The organism is Nocardia amamiensis (assembly GCF_015477605.1).
GTDB lineage: Bacteria > Actinomycetota > Actinomycetes > Mycobacteriales > Mycobacteriaceae > Nocardia > Nocardia amamiensis_A.
In genome coordinates, this window is record NZ_JADLQX010000010.1 from 79,969 (window position 1) to 94,678 (window position 14,710).

A 14,710-nucleotide genomic window follows, 5' to 3' on the forward strand; every position below is an offset into this window, starting at 1 on the left:
TGTCCAACTGAACGATCACAGCGCTGCTGTGGTCGTATTGAGTAGGCAGCTGGAAATGTGATCTGCGTTACTGCCTCTTCGCGTACCGCAGTGGACGAAAGGAAGTACATGTCCCTCGCGCAGCTACGCAGCCAGATGACGCGCCGCAAACCCCTCGGCGAGATCGAGGAGGAGTCCGCTCCCGCCGATGAGCGGCTGGCGCGGTCGCTCGGTTTGTGGCAGCTCACGGCGATCGGCGTCGGCGGCATCATCGGCGCGGGCATCTTCACCCTGGCCGGTGCGGTGGCGCACTCCGTGACCGGGCCTTCGGTGCTCATCTCGTTCCTCATCGCGGGCGTGGCGAGCGGCGCCGCCGCCCTCTGCTATGCGGAGTTCGCCGGGATGGTGCCCAAAGCCGGGTCCGCCTACACCTACGGGTACGTGTCACTCGGCGAGATCGCGGGCTGGTTCATCGGCTGGGATCTGCTGCTGGAGTACATCGCGGTCGCCGCGGTGGTCGCCATCGGCGTATCCGGGTACTTCAAGTTCCTGCTCGAGGGAGTCGACATCACGCTGCCGGACTGGATGATGGGAGCTTCCGGCACCGGCGAGGGACACGTGATCGACGTGTTCGCCGTGCTGTTCTGCCTCGGCACGGCGTGGCTGCTCTCACGCGGCATCCGCAGCGTCGGCCGGTTCGAGACGGTCGCGGTCGGCATCAAAGTCGCCTTGGTCGTGCTCATCATCGTGCTCGGCGTGTTCCACATCGACAGCTCCAACTACACCCCGTATTTCCCGTTCGGCGCCGGTGCGGTGTGGACCGGCGCGGCCACCGTCTTCTTCGCCGTATTCGGTTACGACGCGATGAGCACCGCCGCCGAGGAGTCCACCGACGGAAAGAAGCACCTGCCGAAGGCGATCATCTATTCGCTGGCCATCGCCATGGTGCTCTACGTGCTGGCCACCTTGGTGCTGACCGGCATGCAGAAGTACACCGAGATCAGCCCGACCAGTGGTTTCTCCACCGCGTTCGAGTCGGTCGGGCAGCCCGGCGTCGCGAACATCATCGCGGTCGGCGCCATCGTCGGCATCGTCACCGTGGTGCTCACCTTCATGCTCGGCGTGACCCGCGTGTGGTTCGCCATGAGCCGCGACGGCCTGCTGCCGGAATGGTTCGCCAAGACCCATCCGGTCCGGAAGGTGCCAACGAGGGTGACCTGGATCGTCGGTATCGGATCGGCGCTGATGGCCGGCTTGCTGGATATCACGGTGGTCGCCGAGCTGACCAATATCGGCATCCTGATGGCGTTCATCGTGGTGTCGGTCGCGGTGATCGTGCTGCGGCGCACCCGGCCCGACGAGCCGCGCGAGTTCCGGCTGCCGTTCATGCCGGTGGTCCCGCTGATCGGCATCGGATTCTCGGTGTACCTGATCTGGTCGCTGCCCTGGGAGACCTGGGCCAGGTTCGCCGCCTGGCTGATCGTCGGCCTGATCGTCTACTTCGGCTACTCGCGCACGCACTCCAAGCTCGAGCGCACCGGTTCCGCCGCGCCGGCGGGCCCGAAAATCTCCGAGGGGCAGTGACGCCGGCCACTCGGAAACGGCCGGATGGGTGGACCGTCCACCCATCCGGCCTCGCCGAACGCCGCCGGTGAACCGAAGCGGCTCGCCGAGAGTGTTCCTTGCGGAATGGTCGCTCGACTCCATACGGTCGGGGGTGTCGGGCATCGATGCCGGGGGCCATACGTGGCGGCTCGCAGGAGCCGAGAGGAGCGGTAGCGGATGGAACTCCAGGACGTCGTCGAGTCAGGCGTACTCGAACAGCGCGAACTGCTGGCGCAGGGGCTTGTTTCGGCGCGGCAACTCGTCGAGGCGACCCTCGACGGCATCGATGCGGCCGCCGACCTCGGCGCCTTCGCCCACGTGCTGCATGCAGCAGCCAGGGCCGAGGCCGCCGAGCGGGATCGCGAGCGCGCCGCGGGCGATGCGGTCGGACCGCTGCACGGCGTCCCGATCGCGGTGAAGGACGAGTTCCACGTCGCCGGTGTGGCCACCACGTTCGGCACCCGGGCGAACGCGACGCCTGCCGTGGCCGACGCCGAGGTGGTGCGCAGGTTGCGCGCGGCTGGGGCGGTCATCGTCGGCAAGACCGCGATGCCGGAGTTCGGGCAGTGGCCGTTCACCGAGTCCAGCACCTTCGGCATGACGCACAATCCATGGGATCCCGCCCGCTCCACCGGCGGCTCGAGCGGCGGGTCCGCGGCGGCGGTGGCGGCCGGGCTGGTGCCCGCGGCACTCGGCGGCGACGGCGGCGGATCGATCCGGATTCCGGCGGCGTGCTGCGGGTTGTTCGGACTCAAACCGCAGCGCGGGCGGGTGCCGCTCGCCCCGGACGAGCACCTGTGGTGGGCGCTGGGTGTCGCCGGACCGCTCACCCGGAATGTGCTGGACTCCGCCGTCATCTACGACGTCATCCGCGGCAGCACCAGCACCGACCGATTCCGGGCGGCCGACCCGGAGATGTCGTTCGAGGCGGCGGCCCGCACGCCCGCTCGACCGCTGCGCATCGGCTACAGCGTGAAATCCCCCATCCCGCTGGTGAAGCCCGACCCGATGCATGTGCGGGCGGTCCTGGAGACCGCGAAACTCCTTGCGGAGCTCGGTCATACGGTGCTGGAGATCAACCCGGATTACCCGGACACGACACACGCCTTCTTTCCGCAGTTCTACGGCGGCGTGCGCGCCGAACTGTCCGAGGTGGATCATCCCGAGTTGCTCGAACGCCGCACCAGGCAGACGGTCGCACTCGGCGCGTGGGCGCGCAGGCCCGTGGTCGAATGGGCGATCCGCCGCGGAGAGGTGTTGACGCGCAAAGTCGATCGGATCTTCACCGAATGCGATCTGCTGCTGATCCCCACCATCGCGATCCGCCCGCCGCTGCTCGGCGTGCTCGACGGCGCGAATACGGTGCGTGCCCAGCTGGCCTCCGTTCCGATGGTCGCCTACACCGCGGTGTGGAACGTGACCGGGCATCCGGCGGCCGCCGTGCCCGCGGGCGTCGGAGCGGACGGGTTGCCGCTGTCGGTTCAGCTGGTCGCTCCCACGAACGGTGAGACGACGATTCTCCCGGTTGCGGCGCAACTGGAGCAGGCACGACCGCAGCCTCGCCCGGGCGGTGGAGCCAGGTAACCGAAGGAGATTCACCGAGAGAGCTCGGCTGGCGAACGAAATTCGGTACCGTCAGGATATGCGGAAGACCGACTCGGTGGGCGGCATGGGCGGCTCCGGCCACCCCCCTTCAGGTGTCGCGCTCGACGACATCGACCGGATCCTGCTCGACCACCTCGCGCGGGACGGGCGGATGACGAACAACGCCCTCGCCGCCGCCGCGGGGATCGCGGCGTCCACCTGCCTGGGACGGGTGCGGTCGCTGGTGCAGCGCGGCGTCATTCGCGGCTTCCACGCCGACATCGACCCGGCGGCGCTCGGCCGCAGCCTGCAAGCCATGATCGCGGTACGCCTGCGCGCCAGCGCGCGCAGGCAACTGGCCGAGTTCGGCGAGCGAATGTCGGCGCTCGACGAGGTGCTCAACGTGTACTTCATCGCGGGCGCCGACGACTATCTCGTGCACGTGGCCACCGCGAACACCGACGAGCTGCGCGCCTTCGTGCTGAATCATCTCAGCGCGCACCCCGCGGTCGCCTCGACCGAGACCATCCTCATCTTCGAGCACATGCGGCCCCGGTCGGGTACCGACTGACGGGCGAACGCCTACCGGAAAGGTTCGGCCGCGGCCGTTACGCCGCAGTGCTTTTCGCCACGTAACCGTGCGCCTGCGCCACCGTTGCCGACAGCAGCACGCCGCGGTCGGTGCTCAGCCCCGCGGCCAGTCCGGGGTCGGCGGCCAACGCGCCGCGCCATCCCCGGTCGGCGAGCGAAACGACATGCGGGAGAGTGGCATTGGTCAGCGCAACGGTGGAGGTGTTGGGCACCGCGCCGGGCATGTTGGCCACGCAGTAGAACACCGAATCGTGCACCTGGTAGGTCGGCTCGGCATGCGTGGTCGGCCGCGAGTCCGCGAAGCAGCCGCCCTGGTCGATCGCGATATCGACCAGCACGGAGCCCGGTTTCATCTGGGCGACCAACTCGTTGGACACCAGAGTCGGCGCCTTCGCGCCCGGCACCAGCACGGCGCCGATCACCAAGTCCGCCTCCCGCACCGCGGTCTCCACCTCCAGCTTGTTCGACATGATGGTGCGCACCCGTCCGCGATACTGCGCATCGATCTCGCGCAGCCGGGTGATGTTCAGATCCAGCACGGTGACCTCGGCGCGCATGCCGTGTGCCACGGCGATCGCGTTGCCGCCCGCGACGCCCGCGCCGAGCACGACGACCTTCGCGGGCCGCACGCCCGGCACGCCGCCCATCAGCACACCGCGTCCACCGGCGCTGCGCATCAGGTGGTAGGCGCCCGCCTGCGCGGCCAGCCGTCCCGCGACCTCGCTCATCGGCGCGAGCAGCGGCAGGGAGCCGTCGCTGCCGGTCACCGTTTCATAGGCGATCGCGGTGACACCGGAAGCGAGCAGCGCGTCGGTGCATGCCTTCGACGCGGCCAGATGCAGGTAGGTGAACAGCACTTGGTCCGCGCGCAGGCGCCGGTATTCCTCGGCCACCGGTTCCTTCACCTTGAGCACCAGTTCGGCGGTCGCCCACACCTCGTCGGCGCTGTCGAGCACACGCGCGCCCGCGACCGTGTATGCCTCGTCCGGGAAGGCCGATCCCTGTCCGGCACCCGCCTCGAGGTACACGTCGTGGCCGCGGGAGACGAGCTCGTGCACGCCCGCCGGCGTGCACGCGACGCGGTACTCATGGTTCTTGATCTCGCGGGGGATTCCGATTCGCACCTGCACTCCTGATCGTCGATGGGACGGGTATCGGCGACCCGCACGGGAGTGCGATCACCGCCTGTCAGGAGTATGAATATTCTGCAAGATCAGCGCTATATTTCTGAATATAATTCTCGAATAGGTGTGATACGAAGTCGAATCAACGAATAAGAAGCGCTCTACCGGCCACCCTCCGCAATATCTTCGGACCGGGCTCCTGGCCTCAGCCCTTCGGCGTCACCAAGACGAGCGGAATCTCCCGGGTGGTCTTCTTCTGGTAATCGCCGTACGTGGGAAACGCCTCGACCACCTTCGGCCACAGCACTGCCCGCTCCTCCGCCGTCGCCACCCGAGCGGTCATGGGGACCTTCGGGCCGCTCCGCACGGACACGACGACGTCCGGGTTGTCGCGCAGGTTCAGAAACCACGCGGGATGCACGGGGTCGCCACCGCGCGAGGCGACAAGAACATAGGTGTCGCCATCCACGATCGGCGCGGTGAGCATGACCGCGTGGGGGCGCCCGGATTTGCGGCCGATGGTGGTGAGCTCGAGCGACGGCATACCCGCGACCTCGTTGCCGAACTTCCCGAAGCTGATCTTCAGCAGTACGCGATGTGCCGTATTCATGGCCTTCAGCTGGAAATTCGAGGGCATGTGATCCTCACAGTCTTCTTCGGATGGCTCGGCGCGACGGCTGCGTCAGCGACGATTCGGACTGTACCGGAGGCGATCACCGCGCAGACCACCCCGACCAGCGCGTCACCTCGATGGCGATCACCGGTCCCGGCGGCGGCTGATCCTGGTAGTCGGGATAGCGGGCGGCCAATCGGCGCTTCGCCACGTCGGCCTCGGCGGCGTCCGCGATGCGGGCGTCTCCGTCGGCGCGCGCCCACCACAGCCGAGTCCAGTCGTCGCTGTAGTGATCGACGAGCACGGTCACCGCGGGGTTGGCCGCGATATTGGCCAGCCGGCGCAGCGCCATGGTTGTCTTGGGCTTCGCGTCGACGCTGGTGTAGATCCGGTCACCGACGACGACGAACACGATCGGCACCAGATGCGGGCGGGCCGCCGCCGAAACGGTCGCCAACCGCGCGACCGGACTTGCCGCGAATCGCTCGCGCGCCTCCTCGGAACTGAGCCGCACACACGCCTCCTCGATGTCGGCAACCCGCTAATCGGGGATCGAGTCCGTTCCGCCCCCTATGCATACGGACATTTGCCGTGAAATCCCGGCGATCGTCCAGTCCCACGCTACGGTCGAGTCAATGTTTGACCCGTCAACAGGCGTTGTCGCCAGAAGGAAGGCGGTAGTGGACATCGATATCACAACGAGGCTGAACCTAGCGTTCGAGATGTGGGAACGCGCGAACGGGCGCCCACTGGCCGACGAGACGGTCGCCTCATGGCTGACCGCCGCCGGGTACGACCTGGCGCCCGGCTACCTGGGGCAGGTGCGGCGCGGGCAGGCCACCACGCTCCCCGAGCAGGCCCGCGCAGGCCTGGCCCACGTGTTCGGCCTCGACCCCAACTACTTCGGCTTCGACCCGGGGCCCGGCCAGGCGGAGGACGCGGAAGTTCTCGCCCATCTCGACAATTCGGCCCTGCGCCGCCTCGGACAAGCCGTGGACGGCGTCTCGCTGCGCACCCTGCTCTACTTGGAGTCGGTCGCGGATGTCCTCCGCGAAGCCGACGGCCTGCCCCCGACCGAGCAAACCGCACAACTCTGATCGACCAGAAACAGCGGCTCGGATCGGCCCCCGGACGGCCACCAAGTGGACGGACGGCCACCAGGTGGACGGCTCGGGCAGCCCGGTGGGCCGATTTCACCGCCGACCACGTGGCACCACGTCTCCGCCTTCCGGCGCCTGCCGAGCCGCCACGTCCCAGCCGCGGCGCACGTCGCCGTGGCCGACACAGATGGTCTCGACATCCAGTTCCGCCAGCCGGATCGCCGCGCGCTCGACGGCGGCGCTGTCGGCGTCGAACACGCCCGGCATGGTCACACCCCGGGCGTCGGCCGGCGTGTCGCCGGTGAACAGCACCCGATGCACCGGCACACGACACCGGCCACCGCGCGAATAATCTAAAACTTAAGTACCACAAAGCGAATACAGGCGTCTGGACAAATCCAGCCTCGCAGCAATAGTGAATTTCGAGCAAACGTCTATCGAACAATTCGCCCGCCGAACACGCTGGGTCATGGCAGTTTTCGGCCATCGAGGGCGGCGACGGAGCATCTTCGCCGCATGCGGAATATCCGCCGTGGCGGGTTCGGCCGCATTCCTTTCGAGTGGCGCCGCACTGGCCGTCCCGCTATGCTCAGGCCCGCAAGGTTCGAAACTGCTTGCTGGGCTGCGCATTTCGGCTACCGGCACGCAGAAGGGGGTCAGGGGACGATTTCCCCTCGACGCCGCGAATGCGGAAGTACGGAACTTGTCACAGTTATTGGAAACGACCCGAAGCGAGCACGGCGAAAGCGCTGTTCGGCGCGCGAAACCGCCGTACGCGACATTCGTGTCCTGCGTAATCGTGAGCGCGTCCGTCGTGGCGGCGGCGGTGTACTACGCACCCGCCGAATTCCGGGTATCGCTGGCGGCAGGCGCCGCAGCCGCGGCGATCGCCCTGTGCGCCGCTGTCACCGCGGCGGTCCATTTCCGGCAGGAAGCCGTCCGCGCCCGGCGGGATGCCGCCCAGGCCCGGAAGGACAGCGCGCTCGCCGCAGCCGCCGCCGACGCCGGAATCACCGCCGCCAATGATGCCGCGGCCGAGCACGCCGCACGGTCGAAGAGCAGCGACAGCCGTCGCGCCGCGGCGATGGCGGCTTTCGCGGGAGCGGCCGGCCGCATGCAGGCGATGACCACCAGCATGCTCGCGGAACTACGCGAGATGGAGCACCGGCACGGTGATCCCGCCGTGCTCGCCGACCTGCTGCAACTCGATCACCGCACCGCCCAGGCGGGGCGGCTGGCCGACAGCATCGCCGTGCTCAGCGGCGCGCGATCCGGACGCAGGTGGGCCAAACCGATTGCGATGGAATCGATTCTGCGCGGCGCGATGGGTCGCGTCGCGGGCTATCAGCGCGTCCGATTGCGTGCCGTCGCCGATATCGCGGTTTCCGGCCACGCCGCCGAGGGCGTCATGCACGCACTGGCGGAACTGCTCGACAACGCGTGCAACTTCTCCCCGCCCACAACCGAGGTACACGTCTATGCCGCCGAGGTCCCCGCGGGCGTCGTGATCACGATCGAGGACAGCGGGTTGGTCATGAGCGACTCGGCGCTGCGCCGCGCCGAGGCAGCCGTATCGGCCACGGGCCGGGGCGGCGCCGGACCCGGTTCCGGGGTCGACCTGTCCTCGCTCACCGGGACCAGGCTCGGCCTCGCGGTGGTCGGCAGCCTCGCGCGCAAGCACGGCCTCACCGTGTCCTATCGTCCTTCCGCCATCGGCGGCACGGCGGTGGTCGTGGTGGTCCCCCGGGAACTCACCATCCGGGTGGAACGGCCCCAGCCGTCCACCATCACCGGCACGCTGCCCGTCACTCGGGAGTTCGCCCCCACCACCGCGCAGCCACTGCGCCCGCCCAACGAGCCCGCGCACACGCCCACCGGTACCTCGCACATAACCGCCGCCGCCGAAGCCCCCTCCGCCGTCACCGTCCCCGCGCTTCCCAAGCGACGCCGCGGCAGCACCCTGGCCGCCGTTCACCCCGACGGATTGTCCGCGCCGGAGCCCGCCGCACCGACGCCTCCCGCGTCGCGGCCCGACTCACTCGGTGCGTTCCAGCGGGCGGTGACCAAGCGGACCGACGGCGCCACAACCCCTTCCCCCGCCCCTTCCGCCGCCGTGGAGAACGAACGATGACGACCTCCGAGTCCGCCCAGCTGAGCTGGCTACTGGAACAGCTGCTGACCCGCACACCGCGCACCAGACACGCCCTGCTGCTGTCGAGCGACGGGTTGAAGATCTGCCACACGCCCGAACTGACCGTGGACCAAGCCGACCAGCTCGCCGCCATCGCCGCCGGCATCCAAAGTCTCTCGCACGGCGCGTCGGTGGAGTTCGGCGACGGACGCGCCGGCGTGCGCCAATCGATGACCGAGTTCTACGGCGGCATCCTATTCATCGTCGAGGCCGGGTTGGGCGCCCACATCGCGGTCGTCGCCGCGGAGGACGCCGACGCCGGGCTGGTCGGGCACAACATGCGCGAGCTGGTGGAGCAGCTCGGCGAGCATCTGGCGGCCGCGCCGCGCTTCCGGGGAGCGAGCGTGTCGTGACCAGGCCAGGCCGGGACGACGACCCCGATCGGCTCTACACCCTGACCGGCGGACGCAGCAAACCGGACGTGGACACCTTCGACCTGGTCACCCTGGTGGTGAGCGAGTGCGATCCGACACCGGGCATGCAGTCCGAGCACGTGGCGATCCTGGACATGTGCCGCGCTCCGGCCGCTGTCGTGGAAATCGCCGCGGAACTGCGTATTCCGGTCGGCATCGCGACGATCCTGCTCTCCGACCTGCTGCACGCGGGCAAGATCACCGTGCGTCCACCGCGGACCGGCCTTCCCGGCGCGCCATGGCACTCCCAACCGGACCCCACCACCCTCGAGAAGGTGCTCGTTGGACTCCGCAAACTCTGATCCGCGCCCCGCCCGCGCCGACGCGCCCCTGCACCACGCGACCAGGCAGGGACTGAAAGTCGTCATCGTCGGCGGCTTCGGCGTCGGCAAAACCACGATGGTCCGGGCGGTCAGCGAAATCCGTCCCCTCGACACCGAGGCGATCATGACCGACGAGGGCCTCGGCGTCGACGACCCGAGCGGCGCGCCGGGCAAATCGACGACGACCGTCGCCTTCGACTTCGGGCGGATCACCATCGATAGCGAGCATGTGCTGTACCTGTTCGGCGCACCGGGACAGGAACGGTTCCGGTTTCTCTGGGATCGCCTGTTCGCCGGCGCGCTCGGCGCGATCGTGCTGGTCGACCCGCGCCGGATCGCCGACTCCTGGTACGCCATCGACCGGCTGGAACACCAGCGGACGCCGTTCATCGTCGCCTGCAACGACTTCGGCGGCGGGCATCGGCCCGACCAGGTCCGTGACGCCCTCGATCTGGACCCGCACGTACCGCTCACCGACTGCGACGCCAGATCCCGCGCGTCCGGCAAGGGAGTCCTCATCACCCTCGTCGAGCACCTCTCCTCCCTCGCCCCGACGCCGCGGCACACCCTGCTCCCGACTCCGGAGGCCGCGTCATGACCACGCCAGCACCGAGTTCCGCCCGCGGCTGCCCCGTGCACGCCGACCCCGCCGCGGTCGCGTTGAGCGGTCCACGTTTCCACACCGACCCGCACCAGCTCTATCACGAGATGCGCCGCGAGCACGGCCCGGTTGTCGCCGTCGAGCTACCCGGTGGCGTGCCCGCCTGGCTGGTCATCGGTTATCGCGAATTACACCAGGTGACCAGCGATCCGGTGTTGTTTCCGCGCGACGTCGGCTTGTGGAACCAGTGGCCGAACATCCCCGCGGACTGGCCGCTGCTGCCGATGGTCGGACAACCCATGCCGTCGATCTACTTCACCGCGGGCGCGGAGCACCGCAGACACCTGGCCATGGTGGAACCGGCCCTGGAAACGGTCGACACTTTCGAACTGCGGCGTACCTGCGAGGAATTGGCCGACCGTCTGATCGACACGTTCTGCGGCCGGGGCGAAGCGGAGCTGGTCGCCGATTTCGCCGAGCCGTTGCCGGTGCTGTCGCTGGCACGAATCCTCGGCTTCCCGGACGAAGACGGGCCGCGGCTGGCGTGGACGATGAAGACGCTCGCAGACGGCGGGGCCGACGCCCAGGCCGCGCATCAGCAATTCGCCGAGCGCATGCAGCACCTGCTCGCGGCCAAGAAGGCCGAGCGCGGCCCCGATCTGGTCTCCCGGATGCTGGCGCATCCCGGCCTGTTCACCGATCAGGAATACGTCCTCGACCTGATGGCGATCACCGCCGCGGGCCATCTGCCCACCGCCGACTGGATCGGCAACTCGGTACGGCTGATGCTCACCGACGATCGGTTCGCCGCGGCGCTGGGCGGCGGGCGCCACAGCGTGGGGCAGGCGATGAACGAAGTGCTGTGGGAGGACACGCCGACGCAGATCGTCGCCGGGCGCTGGGCCGCGCGCGACACCCGGCTCGGCGACAAGCTGATCCGGTCCGGGGACATGCTGTTGCTCGGCCTGGCCGCCGCCAACGCCGATCCGCATGTGCGCCAGCACGCCTCCGACGGCGCCGAACCGGCCCACGCGGGCAACAGCGCGCACTTCGCCTTCAGCTACGGGGAATACCGCTGTCCTTTCCCCGCCCAGCAGATCGCCGAGGTCATCGCGCGCACCGGTATCGAGGTCCTGCTCGACCGGCTGCCCGACCTCGACCTGGCGGTGCCTGCCCAGAACCTGGTCCGGCGACCGTCGGCCTTCCTGCGCGGAATGACGTCCCTGCCTGTCCGCTTCACACCCGTTCGCGCCGTCGGAGGTACCCCGTGACTCGAGAATGCCCGCACGCAGCGATCCTCGCCATCGATCCCATGGTCGGCGACCTCGCCGGGGAGACCGACCGCCTGCGCGCCGCGGGTCCGCTCACCCGCATCGACCTGCTCGGCGTGCCTGCCTGGACGGTGACCCGCCACGCGCTGGCCAGGCAGCTGCTCGTGGACACCAGGCTGGTCAAGGACATCAACGCCTGGTCGCTGTGGCGGTCCGGCGTGGTGACCAGGCAGTGGCCGCTGATCGGCATGATCGAGGCGGGCCGTTCGATGTTCACGGTGGACGGCGCCGAGCACCGCCGACTCCGGATCAAGACCACGCAGGCGCTCACCAAACGTCGTCTGGACGCGCTGCGCCCGACCATCGAACGGATGACCGCCGAGCTGCTGGACGATCTCGAGCAGGCCGGGCGGGACGGGGCGGTGGTCGATCTGAAGACGGTGTTCGCCTATCCGCTGCCGATGCGGGTGATCAGCGAGCTGATGGGTGTCGACCGCGCCGACCATCCGATGCTGCTCGCCTGGTACAAGGCGTTCTTCTCGCTGCTGACACCACAGGACGAGCGGCTGCGCGTGATCGACGAGCTGGACGCGTATTTCACCGACCTGGTTCGCACCAAGACCGCCGCCCCGACCGACGACCTGACCAGCGCCTTCATCGTCGGCAGCGTCGATGGCGAACCGCTGACCGAGGAAGAAGTGGTGGGCAACCTGAAGGCCCTGGTCGCCGCCGGGCACGAAACCACGATCGGCCTCATCCTCAATGCCGTGCGCGCTCTGCTCGGCCGCCCCGACCAGTTGCGCGCCATCCGCGGCGGCGAGTTCGCCTGGGACGCCGCGGTGGAGGAAACACTGCGCTGGGACAGTCCGGTGACGCATCTGCTGATGCGTTTCGCCACCGAGGACATCACCGTCGGCGACATCGTGATCGAGCAAGGCGAGGGAGTGGTGATGTCCTACCGCGCCATCGGGCGCGACACCGCCGTGCACGGCACGGATGCCGACGACTTCGACATCACCCGCCCAACAACCAACCGGCACATGGCATTCGGCCACGGTCCGCACATCTGCCCCGGCGCGGCCCTGGCCCGCCTGGAAGCGGGAATCGCCTTGCCCGCCTTGTTCGCCCGCTTCCCCGACCTACGCTTGGCGGTGCCGGTCGAGGAGATCCGGAATCTCCCGGTGCTCACACAGAACGACATCGAAACGTTCCCCGTGTATCTCCGGAACTGAACGCCGCACACCCCGATTGTTACCGTGGCCTATGGCCAGCGAATCCTCTGCGGCGGCGCTGCACCGGCGCGCCGAACTCCGCGACTTCCTCCGCACCCGCCGCGCCCGCCTCACACCGCAGGACATCGGCTTGGCCTCGGTCGGGCGACGGCGGACACCCGGTTTGCGACGAGCGCTGGCTGGGACGGCGGCGCGGTAGACCTCGATGTCCGTTGCGGGGGACTGTGTCGTGGCGTTCGACCGGAAAGATCTGGGCGTCGCGCGAAGCGGTGGGCGGCCGCGACGTCGCGTAACAGTCCACGTATCAACGGATATATCTCGGCACGTGCTCGATCTTTCGGGAGGGAGCGCCGCTCGGTGTGCCGCCGGCACATCGGCTCGCCGGACGGGAATGCGAGTTACCTGCCGTGGTTTGTTCACCGACGGCCTACCTGGATCGAATCCGTGGCCCCTTCGACATGTGAGCCGGGCGGGTAAGAGTTCCGACAGGGCCGTTCACTGCGCTATGAGCGACCCTGTCCGTGAGTCAGTGGTTGGTTGTCGAGTTCAGATGCAGGGCAAGGGCGGTGATCCAAGCCCACATCGAGATGCCCGGTATCAGGAACAACAGGTACTTCGTGGAGGTGTCGACTACAGCCCCGGCGACTTCGTAGCCTGCCATGGAAGCCGGTACCGCCCAGGTGAACCACGCCCAGGTGCGGAGTCCTCGGGCCATGAACCATCCCGCGATCAGCACGATGGCACCGATGAGGAAGGCGGAACTGGCCGCACGGGAGGCCATCAGGAGCATGCCGTGCCATGTGGTCGACTCCGACACGGTCCCTTGCGGGAAGCCGGTCACCGGGTCGGCGGCGAACAGGCCGCTGCAGATGTAGGCGACCCCGTACAACCCGAACAGGCGCGGCACCCACCGTGCGACCCGGCCGTCGTGCAGGACGCGGCTGATCCCGACCGCGAACAGGATCATCAATACCCCCGCTACTCCGTAGTTGAGGCGATGGATCCAGCCGAGATCGCCGGTTGACAACACGTTGTAGCGGTGCTGCCTCGGGTCGAAGCCCGCCCGGGTCATCGCTTCGATCGCGGTCACCGCGATGTAGAGCGGACCTGCCACGGCGCCGCAGGCCAGCAACGTACCGGTCCGTACCGCGGACGGTGTCTTCTGCTCGATCGTCATCTCTATCTCTCCGTTTCGACGCGTGCCCACACGCTAGGACCCGTGCCGACATCGGTATTGGAGAAATGTGACCTCTAGCCGAGCAGGTGCAGGTCATCGAAATACCGTGTTGCGCGGCTCAGGCCGACGGGTGTCGTGCCGGTGAACTCGCGGACCTCGTTGATGAGATGGGCTTGATCGAAGTAGCCGCATGCCGCGGCCAGTTGCCCCCAGTCGGGAGTATCGGCGCGCCGCGCGAGTTCGCTGAAACGCTGGAATCGCAGTACCCGGCTCAGGTGTTTCGGCGTCATCCCGACTTCACGCGTGAACACCTGGATGAACCGGCGACGGCTGAGTTGCACGCTCGACGCCACGTCGCCGACCGTACAACCAGGCTGGGCGAGCTGCTGAAGCGCAAACGGCACCGCGCGATGTCCCGGAACCCGGTTCGGCAGCCGCGACCGCAGCGCTGCCGCCATGATGGCGAATCGCTCGGTGGTCGTTGGCGCTGCGCAGAGGCGCTCACGCAACTCCGAAGCCGAACGGCCCCACAATACTTCGAGGTCGACGTGTCGATCGGCGAGTTCTCCCGGCGGCGCGGCGAAGAACGGCAGTGCACCGCCCGGTTTGAAATGAACACCCATGGCTGAGGTGAGTGTGGGATTGTCCGATGTGACGGGCCCACCGTAGGCTCCCGCAACGACTATCCCCGAGTGTGCCTGCCCATTCACCCGCACCCGGTCGTGGTCCAGGTTGACCACCAGATCCAGCGTTCCGCTGGGCACCAGCCGCGCCGACCCCCGCGGCGGGAGGCCCTCCAACGCCCAGAAATACGCGATGAACCGTCCCAGCGTGGCCCCAGGCCGACCCCTGACAAAACGCACCTCACCAGAATATCGGCCCTGGTCTGGAGCAGGAGTTTTCAGT

General features: G+C 68.3%; 17 protein-coding genes. 11 read left to right on the forward strand and 6 right to left on the reverse strand.

Annotation, left to right across the window (positions count from 1 at the left end):
• Positions 1–108 precede the first annotated feature (108 nt).
• The 3 genes from IU459_RS15140 (at position 109) to IU459_RS15150 (ending at position 3,739) form a co-directional block, all read left to right on the forward strand.
• Positions 109–1,563, forward strand: coding sequence for an amino acid permease (locus IU459_RS15140; RefSeq protein WP_195130163.1), 1,455 nt, complete (start codon positions 109–111; stop codon positions 1,561–1,563).
• 198 nt (positions 1,564–1,761) lie between these two features.
• A complete protein-coding gene (locus IU459_RS15145) occupies positions 1,762–3,168 on the forward strand; it encodes an amidase (protein ID WP_195130164.1) in 1,407 nt (468 codons plus the stop codon).
• 58 nt (positions 3,169–3,226) lie between these two features.
• Entirely contained in the window at positions 3,227–3,739 is a 513-nt protein-coding gene (locus tag IU459_RS15150) for an Lrp/AsnC family transcriptional regulator (protein ID WP_195130165.1), read from the forward strand.
• A gap of 37 nt (positions 3,740–3,776) precedes the next feature.
• On the opposite strand, the gene ald is transcribed toward IU459_RS15150, so the two are convergent.
• The 3 genes from ald to IU459_RS15165 all read right to left on the reverse strand — a co-directional run bounded on the left by ald (position 3,777) and on the right by IU459_RS15165 (position 6,010).
• A complete protein-coding gene (ald, locus tag IU459_RS15155) occupies positions 3,777–4,883 on the reverse strand; it encodes an alanine dehydrogenase (protein WP_195130166.1) in 1,107 nt (368 codons plus the stop codon).
• Between the two features lie 205 nt (positions 4,884–5,088).
• On the reverse strand, positions 5,089–5,520 hold the full coding sequence (locus IU459_RS15160) for a nitroreductase/quinone reductase family protein (protein WP_195130167.1): 432 nt from the start codon (positions 5,518–5,520) through the stop codon (positions 5,089–5,091).
• A gap of 76 nt (positions 5,521–5,596) precedes the next feature.
• Complete coding sequence (locus IU459_RS15165) at positions 5,597–6,010, reverse strand: TIGR03668 family PPOX class F420-dependent oxidoreductase (protein WP_195130168.1); 414 nt, start codon at positions 6,008–6,010, stop codon at positions 5,597–5,599.
• 166 nt (positions 6,011–6,176) lie between these two features.
• Here IU459_RS15165 and IU459_RS15170 point away from each other — a divergent pair, with 166 nt between their 5' ends.
• Complete coding sequence (locus IU459_RS15170; protein WP_195130169.1) at positions 6,177–6,593, forward strand: hypothetical protein; 417 nt, start codon at positions 6,177–6,179, stop codon at positions 6,591–6,593.
• 96 nt (positions 6,594–6,689) lie between these two features.
• Here the strand turns inward: IU459_RS15170 and IU459_RS15175 are convergent, their stop codons facing one another.
• Positions 6,690–6,908: a hypothetical protein gene (locus IU459_RS15175; RefSeq protein ID WP_195130170.1), complete on the reverse strand. Its 219-nt coding sequence runs from the start codon at positions 6,906–6,908 to the stop codon at positions 6,690–6,692.
• Between the two features lie 487 nt (positions 6,909–7,395).
• On the opposite strand from IU459_RS15175, the gene IU459_RS15180 reads away from it, so the two are divergent.
• The 7 genes from IU459_RS15180 to IU459_RS38480 are packed head-to-tail and all read left to right on the forward strand — an operon-like array spanning position 7,396 to position 12,826.
• A complete protein-coding gene (locus IU459_RS15180) occupies positions 7,396–8,727 on the forward strand; it encodes a sensor histidine kinase (protein WP_324198879.1) in 1,332 nt (443 codons plus the stop codon).
• Positions 8,724–9,140 carry a roadblock/LC7 domain-containing protein gene (locus IU459_RS15185; protein ID WP_195130172.1) on the forward strand — a complete coding sequence of 139 codons (417 nt, stop codon included), beginning with the start codon at positions 8,724–8,726 and terminating at the stop codon, positions 9,138–9,140. Before IU459_RS15180 ends, IU459_RS15185 begins: the two co-directional genes overlap by 4 nt.
• The gene (locus tag IU459_RS15190; RefSeq protein WP_195130173.1) at positions 9,137–9,502 is read left to right on the forward strand and encodes a DUF742 domain-containing protein; all 366 of its coding nucleotides are present in this window, start codon (positions 9,137–9,139) and stop codon (positions 9,500–9,502) included. The genes IU459_RS15185 and IU459_RS15190 overlap by 4 nt, the downstream gene beginning before the upstream one ends.
• Positions 9,503–9,530: 28 nt before the next feature.
• Positions 9,531–10,121 carry a GTP-binding protein gene (locus IU459_RS15195; RefSeq protein WP_440446496.1) on the forward strand — a complete coding sequence of 197 codons (591 nt, stop codon included), beginning with the start codon at positions 9,531–9,533 and terminating at the stop codon, positions 10,119–10,121.
• On the forward strand, positions 10,118–11,395 hold the full coding sequence (locus IU459_RS15200) for a cytochrome P450 (protein ID WP_195130175.1): 1,278 nt from the start codon (positions 10,118–10,120) through the stop codon (positions 11,393–11,395). The genes IU459_RS15195 and IU459_RS15200 overlap by 4 nt, the downstream gene beginning before the upstream one ends.
• A complete protein-coding gene (locus IU459_RS15205; protein WP_324198880.1) occupies positions 11,392–12,627 on the forward strand; it encodes a cytochrome P450 family protein in 1,236 nt (411 codons plus the stop codon). The genes IU459_RS15200 and IU459_RS15205 overlap by 4 nt, the downstream gene beginning before the upstream one ends.
• Before the next feature lie 31 nt (positions 12,628–12,658).
• Positions 12,659–12,826, forward strand: coding sequence for a hypothetical protein (locus IU459_RS38480; RefSeq protein WP_440446494.1), 168 nt, complete (start codon positions 12,659–12,661; stop codon positions 12,824–12,826).
• A gap of 327 nt (positions 12,827–13,153) precedes the next feature.
• Here IU459_RS38480 and IU459_RS15210 read toward each other — a convergent pair whose 3' ends face one another.
• A complete protein-coding gene (locus IU459_RS15210) occupies positions 13,154–13,804 on the reverse strand; it encodes a DUF998 domain-containing protein (RefSeq protein WP_195130176.1) in 651 nt (216 codons plus the stop codon).
• Positions 13,805–13,878: 74 nt separating this feature from the next.
• Positions 13,879–14,667 (reverse strand): DUF6597 domain-containing transcriptional factor, encoded by a 789-nt coding sequence (locus IU459_RS39665; RefSeq protein WP_195130177.1) that lies wholly within the window; start codon positions 14,665–14,667, stop codon positions 13,879–13,881.
• Positions 14,668–14,710: the final 43 nt, after the last annotated feature.